This window comes from Geothrix campi (assembly GCF_024609265.1).
GTDB lineage: Bacteria > Acidobacteriota > Holophagae > Holophagales > Holophagaceae > Geothrix > Geothrix campi.
Genome location: NZ_JANHMP010000001.1, coordinates 1,510,308 through 1,525,356, shown reverse-complemented (window position 1 = coordinate 1,525,356; position 15,049 = coordinate 1,510,308). Strand labels below are relative to the sequence as shown.

At 67.4% G+C, this 15,049-nt stretch carries 18 protein-coding genes; 14 read left to right on the top strand and 4 right to left on the bottom strand.

Annotated elements, in window-relative coordinates; translation table 11 throughout:
* The first annotated feature begins 121 nt into the window (after positions 1–121).
* From NOV65_RS07030 to rfaE1, 8 genes are all read left to right on the top strand, one after another.
* Positions 122–814, top strand: coding sequence for a superoxide dismutase (locus NOV65_RS07030; RefSeq protein WP_257305369.1), 693 nt, complete (start codon positions 122–124; stop codon positions 812–814).
* Between the two features lie 113 nt (positions 815–927).
* Positions 928–2,469, top strand: a complete 1,542-nt coding sequence (locus tag NOV65_RS07025; RefSeq protein ID WP_257305367.1) for a sigma-54 interaction domain-containing protein — start codon at positions 928–930, stop codon at positions 2,467–2,469.
* Between the two features lie 298 nt (positions 2,470–2,767).
* Entirely contained in the window at positions 2,768–2,947 is a 180-nt protein-coding gene (locus tag NOV65_RS07020; RefSeq protein WP_257305366.1) for a hypothetical protein, read from the top strand.
* A gap of 133 nt (positions 2,948–3,080) precedes the next feature.
* Positions 3,081–4,007 carry a TorF family putative porin gene (locus NOV65_RS07015; protein ID WP_257305365.1) on the top strand — a complete coding sequence of 309 codons (927 nt, stop codon included), beginning with the start codon at positions 3,081–3,083 and terminating at the stop codon, positions 4,005–4,007.
* Positions 4,008–4,067: 60 nt separating this feature from the next.
* A complete protein-coding gene (locus NOV65_RS07010) occupies positions 4,068–5,768 on the top strand; it encodes an ammonium transporter (protein WP_257305364.1) in 1,701 nt (566 codons plus the stop codon).
* 12 nt (positions 5,769–5,780) lie between these two features.
* On the top strand, positions 5,781–6,134 hold the full coding sequence (locus tag NOV65_RS07005; protein WP_257305362.1) for a P-II family nitrogen regulator: 354 nt from the start codon (positions 5,781–5,783) through the stop codon (positions 6,132–6,134).
* A gap of 53 nt (positions 6,135–6,187) precedes the next feature.
* A complete protein-coding gene (locus tag NOV65_RS07000; RefSeq protein WP_257305361.1) occupies positions 6,188–6,370 on the top strand; it encodes a Trm112 family protein in 183 nt (60 codons plus the stop codon).
* Positions 6,367–7,371, top strand: a complete 1,005-nt coding sequence (rfaE1, locus tag NOV65_RS06995) for a D-glycero-beta-D-manno-heptose-7-phosphate kinase (protein WP_257305360.1) — start codon at positions 6,367–6,369, stop codon at positions 7,369–7,371. The genes NOV65_RS07000 and rfaE1 overlap by 4 nt, the downstream gene beginning before the upstream one ends.
* Positions 7,372–7,507: 136 nt before the next feature.
* On the opposite strand, the gene NOV65_RS06990 is transcribed toward rfaE1, so the two are convergent.
* Together NOV65_RS06990 and NOV65_RS06985 are read right to left on the bottom strand one after the other, a co-directional pair.
* Positions 7,508–7,987 (bottom strand): hypothetical protein, encoded by a 480-nt coding sequence (locus tag NOV65_RS06990; RefSeq protein ID WP_257305359.1) that lies wholly within the window; start codon positions 7,985–7,987, stop codon positions 7,508–7,510.
* A gap of 1 nt (position 7,988) precedes the next feature.
* Positions 7,989–9,098: a zinc-ribbon domain-containing protein gene (locus NOV65_RS06985; RefSeq protein ID WP_257305358.1), complete on the bottom strand. Its 1,110-nt coding sequence runs from the start codon at positions 9,096–9,098 to the stop codon at positions 7,989–7,991.
* Positions 9,099–9,218: 120 nt separating this feature from the next.
* Here NOV65_RS06985 and tmk point away from each other — a divergent pair, with 120 nt between their 5' ends.
* The 5 genes from tmk to mce all read left to right on the top strand — a co-directional run bounded on the left by tmk (position 9,219) and on the right by mce (position 12,977).
* Positions 9,219–9,875, top strand: coding sequence for a dTMP kinase (tmk, locus tag NOV65_RS06980; protein ID WP_257306027.1), 657 nt, complete (start codon positions 9,219–9,221; stop codon positions 9,873–9,875).
* Entirely contained in the window at positions 9,875–10,888 is a 1,014-nt protein-coding gene (locus tag NOV65_RS06975) for a hypothetical protein (RefSeq protein WP_257305356.1), read from the top strand. Before tmk ends, NOV65_RS06975 begins: the two co-directional genes overlap by 1 nt.
* Before the next feature lie 107 nt (positions 10,889–10,995).
* The gene (locus NOV65_RS06970) at positions 10,996–11,238 is read left to right on the top strand and encodes a DUF2492 family protein (protein WP_257305355.1); all 243 of its coding nucleotides are present in this window, start codon (positions 10,996–10,998) and stop codon (positions 11,236–11,238) included.
* Between the two features lie 83 nt (positions 11,239–11,321).
* Entirely contained in the window at positions 11,322–12,527 is a 1,206-nt protein-coding gene (locus NOV65_RS06965) for a cache domain-containing protein (protein ID WP_257305354.1), read from the top strand.
* A gap of 45 nt (positions 12,528–12,572) precedes the next feature.
* On the top strand, positions 12,573–12,977 hold the full coding sequence (mce, locus tag NOV65_RS06960) for a methylmalonyl-CoA epimerase (RefSeq protein WP_257305353.1): 405 nt from the start codon (positions 12,573–12,575) through the stop codon (positions 12,975–12,977).
* Positions 12,978–13,006: 29 nt separating this feature from the next.
* On the opposite strand, the gene NOV65_RS06955 is transcribed toward mce, so the two are convergent.
* The gene (locus NOV65_RS06955; protein WP_257305351.1) at positions 13,007–13,501 is read right to left on the bottom strand and encodes a hypothetical protein; all 495 of its coding nucleotides are present in this window, start codon (positions 13,499–13,501) and stop codon (positions 13,007–13,009) included.
* A gap of 55 nt (positions 13,502–13,556) precedes the next feature.
* Here NOV65_RS06955 and NOV65_RS06950 point away from each other — a divergent pair, with 55 nt between their 5' ends.
* Entirely contained in the window at positions 13,557–14,033 is a 477-nt protein-coding gene (locus NOV65_RS06950) for a MarR family winged helix-turn-helix transcriptional regulator (protein ID WP_257305350.1), read from the top strand.
* Here NOV65_RS06950 and NOV65_RS06945 read toward each other — a convergent pair.
* Entirely contained in the window at positions 14,030–14,944 is a 915-nt protein-coding gene (locus NOV65_RS06945) for a prepilin peptidase (protein WP_257305349.1), read from the bottom strand. The genes NOV65_RS06950 and NOV65_RS06945 overlap by 4 nt on opposite strands.
* Positions 14,945–15,049 lie beyond the last annotated feature (105 nt).

The window sequence follows — 15,049 nt, the reverse complement described above, 5'->3', positions numbered from 1 at the left end:
TTGGAGTTCGCTTCGAAAATAGGTATAAGGCATTTATTTTTACTAGCCAGATTCATATTTATCAGATGCTTGGATTGATGGTGAACTTGGGCTAGGCTGGGGTCCTTTCTCGGGAGCCGCCATGGACCGCCGCACCCTTCTTGGAACCCTCGCCGCCGGTGCCGTGGGCGCCGGACTGCATGCCAAGGGCCTAAGCCCCGACCCGACCGATGTGAAGCCCACCGGCAATCCCCTGGCGGAGTACGCCCCCCGTGCGTTCGACTTCGGCACAGGGCTGACTGGCCTCGGCAAGGAGCTGCTGGCCGAGCACCTCACCCTCTACAAGGGCTACGTCACCCGCACGAATGCGCTCTTGAAGGATGTGCTCGCCGCGGAGAAGGAGGGGAAAGCTGGTCCGATGGTGCAGGAACTCCGCCGGCGTCTGGGGTTCGAGTTCAGCGGCATGCGCCTGCACGAACTCTATTTCGAGGCCCTCTCCCAAAATGCCGCCAAGCCCAGCGCGACGCACCCCCTCCACCAGGCCATCGCCGGCACCTGGGGTTCCTTCGATGCGTGGTGGGCCGCCTTCAAGGCCACCTGCACCATGACGGGTATCGGCTGGGGCGCCCTCGTGAAGGATCCCGTCACCGGGCGGCTCATGAACGCCTGGCTCCAGGACCACGAGAACGCCGCGGCCGTGGGCACCCAGGCCCTCCTGGTGGTGGACGTGTGGGAGCACGCTTACGTGAAGGACTACGGCGCCACGGGGCGGGCCAAGTACGTGGACGCGGTGAAGCCGCTCATCGATTGGCGCGTGGTCGAGAAGCGGTTCTGATCTCGGGAACCCTCGCAGGTCATGATTGGAGGGCTGGTCGAGGCGGATCATACAAAATTGTCGTAATCATTCGTTTCTGGCACAATTTTGTAGAACCTGTTGCCGGAGCCCCCATGGCCGCCTCGGAGGATGCCCTTCATCTCTCGCCCCTGCTGGAGCTGAGCCAAGCGCTGGCCGCTTCGGATATCCGGGCCTCCCTGCCGCGGGTGCTGGAGATCCTGGCGGAGGCCTTCGGGGCACTGAACGGCGCGATCCTGCTGGCAGACGAGGAGGGGACGGCCCTTCGGATCGAGGCGGCCCGCGGCCTGTCGAGCCAGGGGGTGGCCCGGGCCCGCTACCGCGTGGGCGAGGGCATCAACGGGCGGGTGCTGGCCAGCGGCAAGGCCATCGTCGTGCCCCAGGCCAGCCAGGAGCCGCTGTTCCTGGACCGCACCGGCGTCCTGAAGGAGCAGAAGCGGAAGAAGTCGGACATGTCCTTCTTCTGCATCCCGGTGTTCCTGGACCGGAAGACGGCGGGCACCCTCTGTCTCACGGTGCCCTACGACCGTCATCGCGACTTCGACCGGGACACCAAGTTGCTCCAGATCGCGGCCTCCATGGTGGGCCTGGCCATGAAGGTGGCGAGGCTCGTCGCGGCCGACCGCCAGCGGCTGGTGGAGGAGAACCAGCAGCTCCGGCTGGAGCTTCGGGAGCGCTACGACCTGCACCACCTCATTGGCCACAGCCACGCCATGCAGCGGGTCTACGAGGCCGTGGCCCAGGCCGCGCCCAGCAGCACCACGGTGCTCATCCGCGGGGAGTCGGGCACCGGCAAGGAGCTGGTGGCCCATGCCCTCCATTACAACTCGCCCCGGGCGGACAAGCCCTTCGTGAAGGTGAACTGCGGCGCCCTGCCGGAGACTCTCATCGAATCGGAACTGTTCGGCTACGAACCCGGCGCCTTCACGGACGCCCGCCAGCTCAAGAAGGGCCGCTTCGAGCTCGCTCACGGCGGCACGCTGTTCCTGGATGAAGTCGGCGAACTGTCCCCGGCCACCCAGGTGAAGCTGCTGCGGGTCCTCCAGGAGCGGGAGTTCGAGCGCCTGGGCGGCGTGCGGCCCGTGAAGGTGGACGTGCGGCTTCTGACCGCCACCAACCGGAACCTGGAGGCCGCCGTGAAGGCCGGCACCTTCCGGGAGGACCTCTACTACCGCCTGCATGTCTTCGAGATCTTCCTGCCGCCCCTGCGGGAGCGCCAGGCGGACATCCTGCTGCTGGCGGACCACTTCGTGGAGAAGATCGCCGCGGCCCAGGGCAAGGATGTCCGCCGCATCTCCACGTCGGCCATCGACATGCTGGCGGCCTACCACTGGCCCGGCAACGTCCGGGAGTTGGAGAACGCCATTGAGCGGGCCATCCTCGTCTGCGAAGGCGGGGTGATCCACGCCCACCACCTGCCGCCCTCCCTCCAGACCGCCGAGGTCTCGGGTACCGTGCCGGGGGCGGCGCTGGGTGATGCTGTGGCCGCCTTCGAGCGGGACCTGCTGCAGGACGCCCTGAAATCGGCCCGGGGGAACCGCTCCCGCGCCGCCCGGCTCCTGCAGACCACGGAGCGCATCCTGAACTACAAGGTTCAGAAGTACGGCCTGGAGCCGGAACGATTCCGGTCCTCTTGAGATTCGATATTACAAATTTGTTGGATATTCCGGACTGTATTACATTTTCGTCAATCCTGTTTGGATGAAATCAGGTTTTCGATTTTATGTTAAATCAAATTATTTCATATTTTAAACACATTCAGTTTGCGATATTTCCAATAGGCACGTTCCCTGCTCTCTCTTTCGGGCACAAGGGACCGATGGTCGGCCCCTGGACTCAAGGAGGATCGGAACGGATCGTGGCCTGGCTCGTCCTAACGGATTCCCACGGCAAAGGCCACACCGATCCGCCGCCCCGCGTGAAGGAGAAGCTCCCATGAACCGCCGAACCCTGTACCGGGTCCTCGCGGTGGTCGTGGCCCTGGCGGCCATCTCGCCACTGCTCCTCGAGGTCGATCCCAGCGGCGGCAGCCAGCAGATCCCTTCCCGTGCTTCCCGGGATGCCTCAGGGTCGGGAATTCAGCCGCTCCCTTCGGAATCGCCCCTCCACCGCTGACGTTCATCCACTTCTCTCTTTGACGCCAGGGGCCGCCCAGGTCCCCAGGACAGTCATACCCCGGCCGCGGGGTCCTTCTTCCTTCGATTCCGGCGGGGTGACCCCCGGTCTGCCTGCTTTTCTGGAGCGCGTCATGCACTTACCCAGGGCCCTTCCCCTGCTCGCGACCGTGTCGGCCCTCCTGCCGGCGCAGAGCCCGACGCCGCCCCCAGCACCCGCGACCCCGCCCCCTCCGGCCATTCTGGGTTTCGCGGTGAGCGGCTCGGCCACCTTGGGCTCCCAGTACCTCTTTCGGGGGCTCACCCAGACCGATGGCAAACCCACGGTCCAGGCGGAACTGGATCTGGTCCACCCCACCGGTTTCTACCTCAGCACCAGCCTCAGCAACATCTCCTGGTTCACCGATCAGAACGCGGGCGTGGCCAGCGCGCCTACCTCTCTGGGTTCGCCGGCCGCCGTGGGCGCGCCGCTCTACCGGGCGGGCAAGGTGAACTCCGCCGGCGTGGAACTGGATCTGTTCGGTGGTTACAAGTGGGGCTTCGCCAAGGGCTGGACCCTGGATGTGGGGCTTTACCGCTACCTCTACCCGGGCACCTACGACAACCTCGGCGCCTACCGGAACCCCGCCACCACCGAGGCCTACCTGGGTCTGGGCTATGCCTGGGCTAGCCTGAAATATTCCCAGGTGATCAGCGCGAACACGTTCGGCGTCAACAACTCCGGTGGCACGAGCTACGCCGACCTGTCCCTGGCGATTCCCCTGGGCGGAAGCGGCTGGACCGTGCTGGCGCATGGGGGCAAGACCACCTATGCCACGAAGGCGAATCCTGACTACTTCTTCAACGGAACCACGATCACCGGCGACAACGCCCTCTTCAGCTATGCGGACTACAAACTGGGAATCGCCAAGGAGATCAAGGGCTACACCTTCACGCTTGCTGGCACCCATGCCGACACCAAGTCCCGTGCGGCGGACAACGACGTCACGGTCTACGAGAACGCCACGGGGCACAACATCGGCGAGGGGCGCCTGACCCTGACGATCGCCAAGGCCTTCTAGGCGGGGCCTCGCCCTGCTGAGTTCGAAACCTTCACTGCAGCCCTATCCATGGAGCCCGCTATGACACGGATCACTCACGAGCGCGACAAGCTCTCCTTCTCCGAGAGACTGGCTCGCCTGTCCGCCCGCATGAGGGACCCGGAATGGCGCCGCTACGGCCTGACGCTGGCCTCGGGCAAGCTGCTGGGGATGATCGCAGTGCTTGGCATGATGATCCTCATCCCGCTGCTGCTCAACGGCAGTTCCGCCCGGGCGGATGTGCCACCCGCCTCGAACCCTCCAGCAGCGGTGGCCACGGCCGCGCCGGCCGCAGCGGCGGCCCCAGCGCCCGCGCCGCCGGTGGTCGTGGCCAAGGACCTCATCAACCCCCTCAACACGGTCTGGACCCTGATCGCGGCCTTCCTTGTGTTCGGCATGCAGGTGGGCTTCGTGATGCTGGAGGCCGGCTTCTGCCGCTCCCGGGAGACGGTGAACGTGCTCGTGGAGTGCGTCTTCGACACCTGCCTCTGCGGCATCCTCTTCTGGGCCTTCGGCTACGCGTTCATGTTCAGCGAGGGCAACGGGTTCATCGGCACCCACTGGTTCTTCCTCAAGGGCGCCCCGGTGACCTATGGAGCCACCGGCGTGGCCATCCTCGCCCACTGGCTCTTCCAGTTCGCCTTCGCGGACACCTGCTCCACCATCACCTCCGGCGCCATGATCGGGCGCACGGATTTCATCGGCGACATCCTCTACAGCTTCGCGGTTTCGGGCTTCATCTATCCCATCATCGGGCACTGGGTCTGGGGGCCCGACGGCTTTCTCGCCACCATGGGCAGCGCCGGCAAGTTCCTGCCTTCGCTGGGCATGAACTTCCATGATTTCGCCGGTTCCACGGTGGTGCACACCATCGGCGGCGCGGTGGCCCTCGCGGGCGCCGTGGTGCTGGGCCCCCGCCTCGGGCGCAAGTTCAAGCGGGATGGTGGCGGCCCCATGACGCCCCATGACCTCACCATCGCCGTCTGCGGCGGCCTGCTGCTCTGGTTCGGCTGGTACGGCTTCAACCCCGGCAGTACCCTCTCCGCCATGGACTTCGAAGGCATCGGCCGGGTGGCCGCCAACACGACTCTCGCGGCCTGCGCTGCCGGCCTCACCGCGGTGTCCTACATCTACTTCCGCACGGAGAAGTGGGATCCGGGCTCCATCACCAACGGCTTCCTGGCGGGCCTGGTGGCCATCACGGCCCCCTGCTACTGGGTGAGCCCCCTCGGCTCGGTCCTGATCGGGGCCATCGCCGGCGTGATCGTGATCCTGGGTGTGGACCTGCTGGAGTACCTGCGCATCGACGATCCCATCGGCGCCGTCCCGGTGCACATGATGAACGGCATCTGGGGCACGCTCTCCCTCGGCCTCTTCGCCAGCGGCCAGTTCTCCGCCATCGGCAGCGATCCCATCGCGCCCGACCTCTCCACCAAGCTCACGGGGCTCTTCTACGGCGGCGGGTACAAGGTGCTGGCGGCCCAGGCCATCGGCAGCGCCCTCGTCACTTCGGCCACGCTGGCCGTGTCCTTCGCTGTGATGCTCGCCATCGACGCCAAGGGGCTCCTGCGGCTCCATGAGGACGCCGAGCACGATGGTCTGGACATCCACGAGCACGGCATCTCGGCCTATCCCGAATACGTGATCTCGGCCCTGGCCTCTCCCGCGGGCGCGCCCCTGCGGGTCCCCGTCCACAGCGAGAAGGCGAGCGGAACGCCCACTCCCGTCCCCCAAACTCTGTAGGAGGAGCCGACCATGAAGATGATTATCGCCATCATCCGGCCCGACAAGTTCGAGGCCGTCCAGGCCGCCCTGGTGGCCAAGGACATCTACCTGATGACCGTGTCCGACGTGCGGGGCTGCGGCACCCAGAAGGGCTTCGCGGAGCAGTTCCGGGGCAACAAGATCGGTCTCATCCGCCTGCTCCCCAAGGTGAAGCTCGAGATCGCGGTGAACGAGGACTACGTCAAACCCGCGGTGGAAGCCATCATGGCGGCCGCCAAGTCCGAGCCGAGCCACCTGGGGGACGGGAAGGTCTTCGTCCTGAACCTGGAGGAATGCTATCGGGTGCGGACGGGCGAAACCGGCGGCGCGGCCATCGGGCCCTGAGGCCTTGGGGTGGTGTGGCCTCCTTCAGGACAGGATTCCGCTAAGCTGATCCCATGCCGCTCGATCCGCGCCTCCTCGAGATTCTCTGCTGCCCGGCCTGCCACGGGGACCTCGTGGAGAAACCCGAGGGGCTGCACTGCCAGAAGTGCGGGCTGCTCTATCCGATCGAGGATGGCATCCCCGTGATGCTGGTGGACCAGGCCAGGCAGATGGGCGCCAAGAAGGTGCAGCCGTGAGGCTCGACCGCGCCCAGGCCGAGTCGCTGCTCCGTCGCATGGAAGGCCGCAAGGTGGCCGTGCTGGGCGACGTGATGCTGGACGAGTATCTGTTCGGCGAGGTCAGCCGCATCTCGCCGGAGGCGCCGGTTCCCATCGTGCGGGTGGTGCGCGAGCAGGCGGTGCTGGGCGGGGCGGCCAACGTGGCGGCCAACCTCAAGGCCCTGGGGGCGGAACCCCTGCTCATCGGAACCCTCCAGAAGGATGTGGCCGGCGATCGGCTGCTGGGCCTGCTGGGCCGCCTGGGCATCTCGATCTCGGGCCTGGTCCTCGATACGTCCCGGCCCACCATCATCAAGACCCGCGTCGTGGGCCAGCAGCAGCAGATGCTCCGCATCGACCGCGAGGAATCCGGACCACCAGAGGCCGCGGTGCTGATGGGCCTGCAGGACCGGCTGGAGCGGGCCCTGGGGGATGCTTCGGCCTTGATCGTGTCGGATTACGCCAAGGGTGTTGTGAACGGGCCTGTGATGGACGCGGTGCGGTCCCTGTGCGCCGCGAAGGCCCTGCCCTGGATCGTGGATCCCAAACCTGAGCACAAGGCCCTCTACCGGGGCGCGACGCTCATGACACCCAATACCAAGGAAACCTCGGAACTGGCCCAGCGTTCTGCGAAGTCTGATCCGGAAGTGGCGGAGGCGGGCCGGGCGATCCTGGCCGAGCTGGGCCTGCAGGGCCTGCTGGTGACCCGGAGTGAACGGGGCATGGCCCTCTTCGCACCGGGTGGCGACCACACGGCGCCCTGGATGGTGCCCACGGAGGCGCGGGAGGTCTTCGACGTGAGTGGCGCCGGTGACACGGTCATCGCCGCCTTCAGCGCTGCCATCGCCGCCGGGGCCGATTGGCGCGATGCCGCCATGCTGGCCAATGCCGCCGCGGGCGTGGTCGTGGCCAAGGTCGGCACGGCCACCGTCACGCCCGCCGAACTGCTGGCCCACTATCACGAGCAGGAAGCGAATTAATGCTCCGCGGGGGTTCTCCTGGCAGCGCTTGCGCTGCCAGGATCTAGGGGCGCGCTGCGCGCACACCCCCGCACCCCCACGGCGAGCCTCGGCGAAGCGGAGGCTCGCCTTATCTCCCAAGTGGGTCGAACAGAGCTCAGTTGCGAAGTTCGATGGCCAGCAGGAACCGATCGCCTTTGGAGAGGCGTTCCTTCACCTGGGTGAAGTTAAGGTCGAAGGTCTCGGTCTCGCCAGGCTTGATGGTGCCGACCTTGGTGCCGCCGGAGGCCACGCCCAGCAGCTTGCCGTCCTTGTCCAGCACGGCCACGGCAAAGCCCGGGATCTTTGGGTACTTCGCGGTGTTGGTCACCTCCACCTGGGCCCGCGTGCCGAACTCTGCACCCTTGAGCAGGTTCAGGAAACCCGATTGCAGCTCGCGCCGGTTGAAGAAGATGCTGCTGACCTTGAGGCCGTCCACGTTCACGGTGAGGGGGATCATGCGATCCCAGGCGAAGGGGAAGGCTTCGGAATAGTACGAGAGCGAGGCCTCGGAAGCGGGAGCTGCGGGCGCAGGTGCCGCCGGCGGGGCGGGAGCCTGGGTCAGGCAGAGGAGGGCGGCGAGGGCAAGGGTCTGCATATCAGTTCTTCCCGAAGAGACCCCCGAAGAGGCTCTTCTTGGGAGCGATCTCCAGGATGGAAGCATCAAGGCTGGGGATTTCGCCGCGATCGCGGCGCAGGCGATCGAAAATCGGGCGCAGGCCGGGGACTTTGTGGGCCTCCAGCCAGTTCTCGCTGTGCTGCCGGGCCACGAGGTGGTGCTCGAGGATGCGCCCCTCCTCGATCCAGGCGGTCAGCTGGGCCATGGTGAGGCCCGGGTAGATCTCTTCGCCGATCTTCAGGCGCAGTCGTTCGGCGCCAGCCTCCTCGAGCGGAGTCTTGCTTTCGGCCGGGGCGGCGGCTGGGATCACTGGTTCCGGGAGGGGGGCCATCAGGTCCGAGGGGCGGAGGGCCTCGGTGGGCTGCTCCGGTTTCCCGGCCCGCAGGGCGGCCCGGAGGTCGTCCTGGGTGAGGCGCAGCGTGGTGGTGGAAGGGGCCTTCAAGGCATCGGGGAGGTGGCCAGAGGACGTGGGCTCATCGCCATCCGCCGGGGGCACCAGGCCCGGAGGGGTGGCGCCGCCCCGGCCGAGGGTGGTCTCCAGGGCCGACAGCGTGGCTTCCATATCCATGGAGGAAGTTTCTTTGGGGGTCTTCGGGGCCTGGGGAAGGTCCGGGATGCCGGCGAACAGCTTGCTGATGGCGTCCCGGGCTGAGCTGTAGGTGCCCGTCAGGGTGTCCTCACCGACCTCTGGCACTGAAGCCACCGGAGCGGCGGCCACCGAGGCAGGGGGCGCGACGACGGGAGCCACCTCCTGCGGCACCTCGAGAGGGGCGGCAGAGAGGCCCGACAGGGTTTTTTCGAAAATTTCCGCATCCGTGCCCTCCAGGTCTCCCAGGGTCAGGGAGGAGGGGGCGACAGGGGCCGGCTCTGGAGGGGTGCCTGGAATCTGCCCCAGGGCGGCGGCCACGTCCGCCAGATCGAAATGGGCGGTGGCGGCAGGGGCCTCGGGCGGCGGGGCCGGCGCCGCCTCACGCAGGGGGAACACTTCGCCGCAGGAGAAGCACTTCGCCCGGCGGATGAAGGGCTTCAACCGCTCGGGACGCAGGCGGTATCGGGTGGAGCAGCTGGGGCAATGGATCGCTTCGGCCACCTGGAACTCCTGGAGTTTCAAGCAGGGTAGCACTCCGACGGATCCCGGGCCAAACCCGGGGGCGGGCCCCGGGAGGGTTCCGCCGGGTATCCTCATCAGACGGAGGTCGGCTTGCGGGGCGTGTTCATCACCATCGAAGGGGTTGAGGGTTCTGGGAAGTCCACTCAGCTGCTGCGACTCTCCGAGCGGTTGCGGCACCTTGGCCTGCCCCTGGTGGTGTCCAAGGAACCCGGCGGCACGACCCTGGGGCGGGAACTCCGGCGCCTCCTGCTGGAGCGTCATGCCAGCGGCGAAACCTGGTGTGCGGACGCCGAGCTGCTGCTCTTCTACGCCGACCGGGCGCAGCACCTGGAGAAGGTGATCCGGCCCGCGCTGGCCGAAGGGAAGGTGGTGCTGGTGGACCGCTTCGAGGATTCCACGCGGGCCTACCAGGGCGCCAGCGGGGTGTCCGAGGCCACCCTGGACCGCCTCAGTGAGCTCGTGCTGCGGGGGTTGCGCCCAAACCTCACGGTGCTGCTGGACATGGATCCCGAGGTGTCGCTCCAGCGAGTGGAAGTCCGCAATTTGTCCCTGGGGGCCGAGTTCGCGGAAACCCGCTTCGACCAGGCGGCCCTGGATTTCCATCGCAAGGTGCGGAACCGCTTCCTGGTCATCGCCCAGGCCCATCCCGCCCGCGTGGCCCTGGTGCCGGCACGGGACCCGGTGGATCAGGTGGAGGGGATCATCTGGACTCGGGTGGCGCCGCTCCTGCGCAGCGCGGGCTTCGTGGTGGATTGATGTTCGCGCCAGATCTCGCCGGCCACCACGCCATCCGTCAGCGCCTCCTGGATCGGCTCCAGGCCGGGCGGATCCGCGGTTCGCTGCTCTTCACGGGGCCTGAGGGCATCGGCAAGCGCCGGGTGGCCCTGGAACTGGCCCGACGCGAGATCTGCTTCCGTCGTAGCGCCTGCGGGCAGTGCGAGGGGTGCCGCATGGTGATGGGCGACGACCTGCCCTTCGAGCTGCCCAACCTGCTGCGCATCGTCCCCGAAGGCAAAGCGGGCGTCATCCGCATCGACCAGGTGCGCGAAGGCCTCGATTCCGAGCATCAGCCGCGCTTCAGCCGAGGCGTCATCGAGTGGGCCTCCCTGGCACCCCCCGTGGGTTGTCACCGCTGGGTCCTGGTGGAAGAGGCCCACCGCCTCCATGAAAACAGCGCCAACCTCCTGCTGAAGACCCTCGAGGAACCGCCTGAAGGCACCCGCTTCATCCTGGTGACGCACCGCCCCGAGGCCCTACTCCAGACGATCCGCAGCCGCTGCGAACGCATCCCCTTCGCCCCGCTCGGGCCCGAGGAGGCCTGGACTGTGGCCGTCCAGAACGGCTGGACCGAGGTCGATCGCCCCCGCTGGACCGCCCTGGGAGAGGGTGGCCTGCGCTTCCTCGATGAGGCGGCCTTCCGTCGGGCCGAGGCCCAGGTGGAGGCCTGGCTCGCCCTGCTGGGAGGGCGTTCCTTCAGCGAGGTGGGCGGCGCCCTGCTTCCCGAGAAGGATTCCCCTCTGGCCCAGGGCGAACAGTTGCGCCAGCCTCTGGAGCTGCTCCTGCGCCTGCTGGCGGACCTGGCACGGATCCGCGTCGGCGAGGCCCCGGCGCTCGAACCTTGGCGGCAGGCCCTGGAGCCCCTGGCGGCCCAGTCCCGGGACCTGCGGCCACCCCAGGAGGCCGCCCTGGAAGCCCTGCGCCACCTGCCCCGGAATCTGAACCCCGAACCCCTCCTGCGGGAAGTCGGGCTGGCCCTGCAGAGCGCCTGACCACCCTCCGTGGCGCTGTGTGGGGTGCGGTCATGCGCGTGATCCCTGTCACGGCCAACCGGGGTACACTGAGTTCAGGAGTTACGACTCCTGAACCGGAGCCCGCCATGTCCGAACCCCTCTACGGCCACGACCTCCTATCCCTCTTGCTGGAGCAGGGCGGGAGCTGCCGCCTGGAGAACCTGCGCGCCGCATCCGCTGCGGCCCACGGCGCTGGAGCCACCTACTGCAACTGCCACGGGGACACCTTCGATTTCGATGGCGTCATCGCCTTCCTGGGCAGCAAGGGCAAGCTCCAGGTGGCCGGCGAAACCGTGTCCCTAGGCATGGCCCCGGCCTGCCAGCACTGAGGAAGCTAACAGGTTCCGGTCGGACTGGACGACAACTGGCCAAGTGTTGCTAGGATCTGGGGGACGCCTTCGCAGCGGATTCCATGGAAGCTCCCCGGGTGACTCCCTCCTCGACCTTCGAGTCGAAGCATTTCCTGCGGCGGTTGGCGGCGGGGACCCTGGTCCTCAACCTCATCATCCTGGTCATGGGCGCGCTTTCGCTCCGCAAAAGCCTGCGGAACCATCAGCGAGATGCCCTGGCCACGGCCCAGAACCTCGCCCAGGTGCTCGATCACTATGTGGGCGATACCTTCGGCAAGGCGGATCTGGCCCTGTTGGCGGTGAAGGACGAGGTCGAACGCGTCTCCGCCACCCGCAGGGGTTTCCAAGAGCTGGATGGCTTCATCCGGCGGCAGCACGGACGGGTGCCCGGGCTGCGTTCTCTCCGCACCACTGATGCCCGGGGAGTGGTCGAGCACAGCAGCGGAACGGTCCCGGGCGTACCGCTGGCCGTGGGAGACCGCGAGTATTTCACCCGGCTCCGGGACAACCCGGCTGTGGGGCTGGTGACGTCCAAGCCGCTGGTGGGGCGAGTCTCCGGAACCTGGGTGATCATCCTCGCCCGGCGCCTCAAGGGACCGGATCACCAATTTGCCGGCATCGTCTATGCGGTGCTTCCTCTGGAGCAGTTCCAGAAGGCCTTCTCAGCCCTGAATGTGGGGCCGCATGGTTCCGTGGCGATCCGTGACCTGGATCTGGGCCTGATCGCCCGCCATCCCGAACCCGAGAGCGCCGGGACTGCGGTGGGCCAGGCCCTGGTCTCCAAGGAATTCCATGCCTTCGCGGGAGCGAACCAGGAAGTGGGGATCTACCGTGCCCGCACGCCCTTCGACGGCATCCAGCGCACCTTCGCCGTCCGTCGGGTGGCCGGGCAGCCTTTCTACCTCCTGGTGGGAGTGGCCGACCAGGACTACCTGGGAGGATGGTGGTGGGAGGTGGCCCAGGAGGGCCTGGAGGTGGGCCTCATCAGCGGCCTGACTCTGGCGGGGTTCTGGCTCATCCGCCGCACCTGGCTGCGGCAACAGGCCGCCCGGGTGGAGTTGGAGCATCTCCTCGCGGAGGTGAAGACCCTCGGCGGCATGCTCCCCATCTGCAGCCACTGCAAGAAGATCCGTGACGACAGGGGCTACTGGAACCAGATCGAGGCCTACCTGAACGAGCACACCGATGCCGAGTTCACCCATGGCATCTGCCCGGACTGCGCGAAGAAGGTCTTCCCCATGAGGGCCGGAAAGCTTCCCCCGGCCTAGCCTTTCCCCACGTCGATGCCGGAGAATGGGGCAGGGGAGTCCCGCATGAAACTGCTGCGCATCAACCATCTGGGCATCGCGGCGCCGGGCCTGGACGAGGCCATGGCCCGCATGGCGCGGCTCTTCGACCTGGCGGCGGACCACATCGAATCCGTGCCCGAGCAGAAGGTGAAGACGGCCTTCTTCCCCGTGGGCGAAAGCACCCTGGAGTTCCTGGAGAGCACCGATCCCGAGGGCCCCATCGGCAAGTTCCTGGTGAAGCGTGGCCCCGGCATCCACCACGTCTGCTTCGAGGTGGACGACATCGACGCCGCCGTGACCCAGCTCCTGGCCAAGGGCGTGCGCATGATCGATGAAAAACCCCGGAATGGCGCCCACGGCTGCCGCGTGGCCTTCATCCACCCTGCCGAGACCGGCGGCGTGCTGATGGAGCTGAGCCAGAGGCGCTGAGGCGCCCACAGGGCCGGATGTTGAGGCGCTCAGGGCCGGGCGGCAGCCAGGCGGGCGAGCAGATCGCGCTGGGCCGGGCCCTGGGCGAGCTTCCGGTAGGCTTCGACCATGTCCTCCGTGACGAGTTCGAGCATGATGCGGTTTTCCACCCAGAACTCGTAGAGTTCGAAGAGCCGGACCTGCGGGTTGGGCCCGCGCCAGAAGTGTTGCGTCCGCCAGCCCTCGCGTGCCCCGATCCGCTCGATGTCTCCCCGCCCGACCTTGACCGAGATCAACGCGTGGAAGGCGACGGCGACGGGCGCGTCGCGCAGCGCGACGGCGCCCATGTCCCCACCCTCGCCGGGCACCAGGGTGGTCCGTTCGGGGTAGACCTCGAGGCCGGTGCCGTGGGCGTCCTCCGCGTAGGCGACCCAGGCGCCGGGGATGGGCCCGATGAAGGGGCCGGCGTAGCCGCCGAGCAGCTCCGCGAGCACCTTCGCCACGTGCTCCGGATCGCGGGCGGGAATCGAGATGTGATGGATCATTCCTGGCTCCAATGGTCAGTTGACCTGACTGAATATGGTCAGCTAAGCTGACTTCATGTCAAGCCCCAACCCCTCCACCCGCCGCGCGGCCCCACCGGAGCGCCCGCTCCTCGGGGCCCTCCTCCGCCTGGCCAACCAGATCATGGGTCAGGAACTGGTCCGATGGCTGGCCGCCTCAGGTCATGCGGACATCCAGCCCGCGCACTGTGCCGCCATCCAGGCGCTGTGGACCCGGCCTGAAGGGGCCCGCTTGACGGAGCTGGCCCAGGCGGCGCGCGTCACGAAGCAGTCGATGGGGGCCCTCGTCGACCATCTGTGCCGGGTCGGCCATGCCGAGCGTGTGGAGGATCCCGACGACCGCCGGGCCTCGCGCGTGCGTCTCACGGCGCGGGGGCGCGCCTTCACCAAGGAGGTCCGCGCCTTCGTCCGCGGTGTCGAGGCCAACTGGACCCGGCGGGTGGGTGCCCGTCGCATCCGGGACCTGCAGGAGACGCTGGCGGCGATCGTTCTCGAATCCGCGGAAACGCCCTAGCCCACCACGCCCAGGTAGCCCAGCCACAGCGCCCGCCCGAAGAACACGACGATGGGGGTGGCCAAGGCGAGGAAGCAGCCGAAGGGAAGCATGGTCTGGCCGCCAGAGCGGCGGGTGAGCATGAGGGGCAGGCCCACGGCGGCACCCAGGCCGGCGCCCAGGAAGAGGATGCCGAGCATGGGGCCCCACCCCCAGAACGCGCCCAGCCAGGCCAGCATCTTGAAGTCGCCCATGCCCAGGCCATCGGTCTTGCGGATCCACTTGTAGATCTGGTTCAGCAGGGCCGGGGCCCCGTAGCCGATGGCCAGGCCCAGGAGGCTGGCCTGCCAAGTGACCGTGGGCTCGAAGCCGTGATAGGCCGGGGCTGGCTGGAGGCCGTTGTGGAAGGCCAGGGCCTGGATGAGGGTGTCACCCTGGCCCCAGGCTTTCGTGAGGGTTTCGGGCCAGGCCAGCTGGGGCAGAGCGAACAGGACGCCCAGCACCATCAGTGGGAACTGGATCACATCCGGCAGGATCATCTCGGTGAAGTCCGTGAAGAACAGCACCACGAGGGCGTAGGCGCAGAGCACGGCCTTGAGCCAGATCAGCGTCCCGAAGGGGAGGAGCCAGTGGGCGCCGCCCAGGATCACACCGCCCAGCAGCTCCACCAGGGGGTACCGGATGGGGATGCGCCAGCCGCAGGCCGCGCACTTTCCCCGCAGCCACAGCCAGCCGAAGAGGGGGACGTTGTGCCAGGGCTTGATCTTCGCCTTGCAGGACGGGCAGTGGCTGGGCTTCGTCACCACGTTGCGGTCCTCGGGCGCCTCCTGGGGCAGCCGGTGGATCAGCACGTTGGAGAACGAGCCCAGCAGCAACCCGAAGGGCGCCAGGAACAGGCTCAGGATCCAGGGGGGAAGGTCGAGAAAGGGCATTGAACAACCATACCGGGGACTTCTTTCCGGTTCGCGGCAGAATGGAAGGGAACGTCCAGGAGTCCCCGTGCCCCGCCTGCTGCTCTGCCTGTCCCTCACCGCGGT

Bases quoted from the DNA above. Each gene is read 5' to 3' on its own strand.
- mce (WP_257305353.1), top strand. From the start codon at position 12,573: ATGAAACTGCTGCGCATCAACCATCTGGGCATCGCGGCGCCGGGCCTG.
- NOV65_RS06955 (WP_257305351.1), bottom strand. From the start codon at position 13,501: ATGATCCATCACATCTCGATTCCCGCCCGCGATCCGGAGCACGTGGCG.
- NOV65_RS06965 (WP_257305354.1), top strand. From the start codon at position 11,322: ATGGAAGCTCCCCGGGTGACTCCCTCCTCGACCTTCGAGTCGAAGCAT.
- NOV65_RS07010 (WP_257305364.1), top strand. From the start codon at position 4,068: ATGACACGGATCACTCACGAGCGCGACAAGCTCTCCTTCTCCGAGAGA.
- NOV65_RS07020 (WP_257305366.1), top strand. From the start codon at position 2,768: ATGAACCGCCGAACCCTGTACCGGGTCCTCGCGGTGGTCGTGGCCCTG.
- NOV65_RS07025 (WP_257305367.1), top strand. From the start codon at position 928: ATGGCCGCCTCGGAGGATGCCCTTCATCTCTCGCCCCTGCTGGAGCTG.
- NOV65_RS06990 (WP_257305359.1), bottom strand. From the start codon at position 7,987: ATGCAGACCCTTGCCCTCGCCGCCCTCCTCTGCCTGACCCAGGCTCCC.
- NOV65_RS06950 (WP_257305350.1), top strand. From the start codon at position 13,557: ATGTCAAGCCCCAACCCCTCCACCCGCCGCGCGGCCCCACCGGAGCGC.
- NOV65_RS07015 (WP_257305365.1), top strand. From the start codon at position 3,081: ATGCACTTACCCAGGGCCCTTCCCCTGCTCGCGACCGTGTCGGCCCTC.
- NOV65_RS06970 (WP_257305355.1), top strand. From the start codon at position 10,996: ATGTCCGAACCCCTCTACGGCCACGACCTCCTATCCCTCTTGCTGGAG.
- NOV65_RS07005 (WP_257305362.1), top strand. From the start codon at position 5,781: ATGAAGATGATTATCGCCATCATCCGGCCCGACAAGTTCGAGGCCGTC.
- NOV65_RS07000 (WP_257305361.1), top strand. From the start codon at position 6,188: ATGCCGCTCGATCCGCGCCTCCTCGAGATTCTCTGCTGCCCGGCCTGC.
- NOV65_RS06975 (WP_257305356.1), top strand. From the start codon at position 9,875: ATGTTCGCGCCAGATCTCGCCGGCCACCACGCCATCCGTCAGCGCCTC.
- NOV65_RS06945 (WP_257305349.1), bottom strand. From the start codon at position 14,944: ATGCCCTTTCTCGACCTTCCCCCCTGGATCCTGAGCCTGTTCCTGGCG.
- NOV65_RS07030 (WP_257305369.1), top strand. From the start codon at position 122: ATGGACCGCCGCACCCTTCTTGGAACCCTCGCCGCCGGTGCCGTGGGC.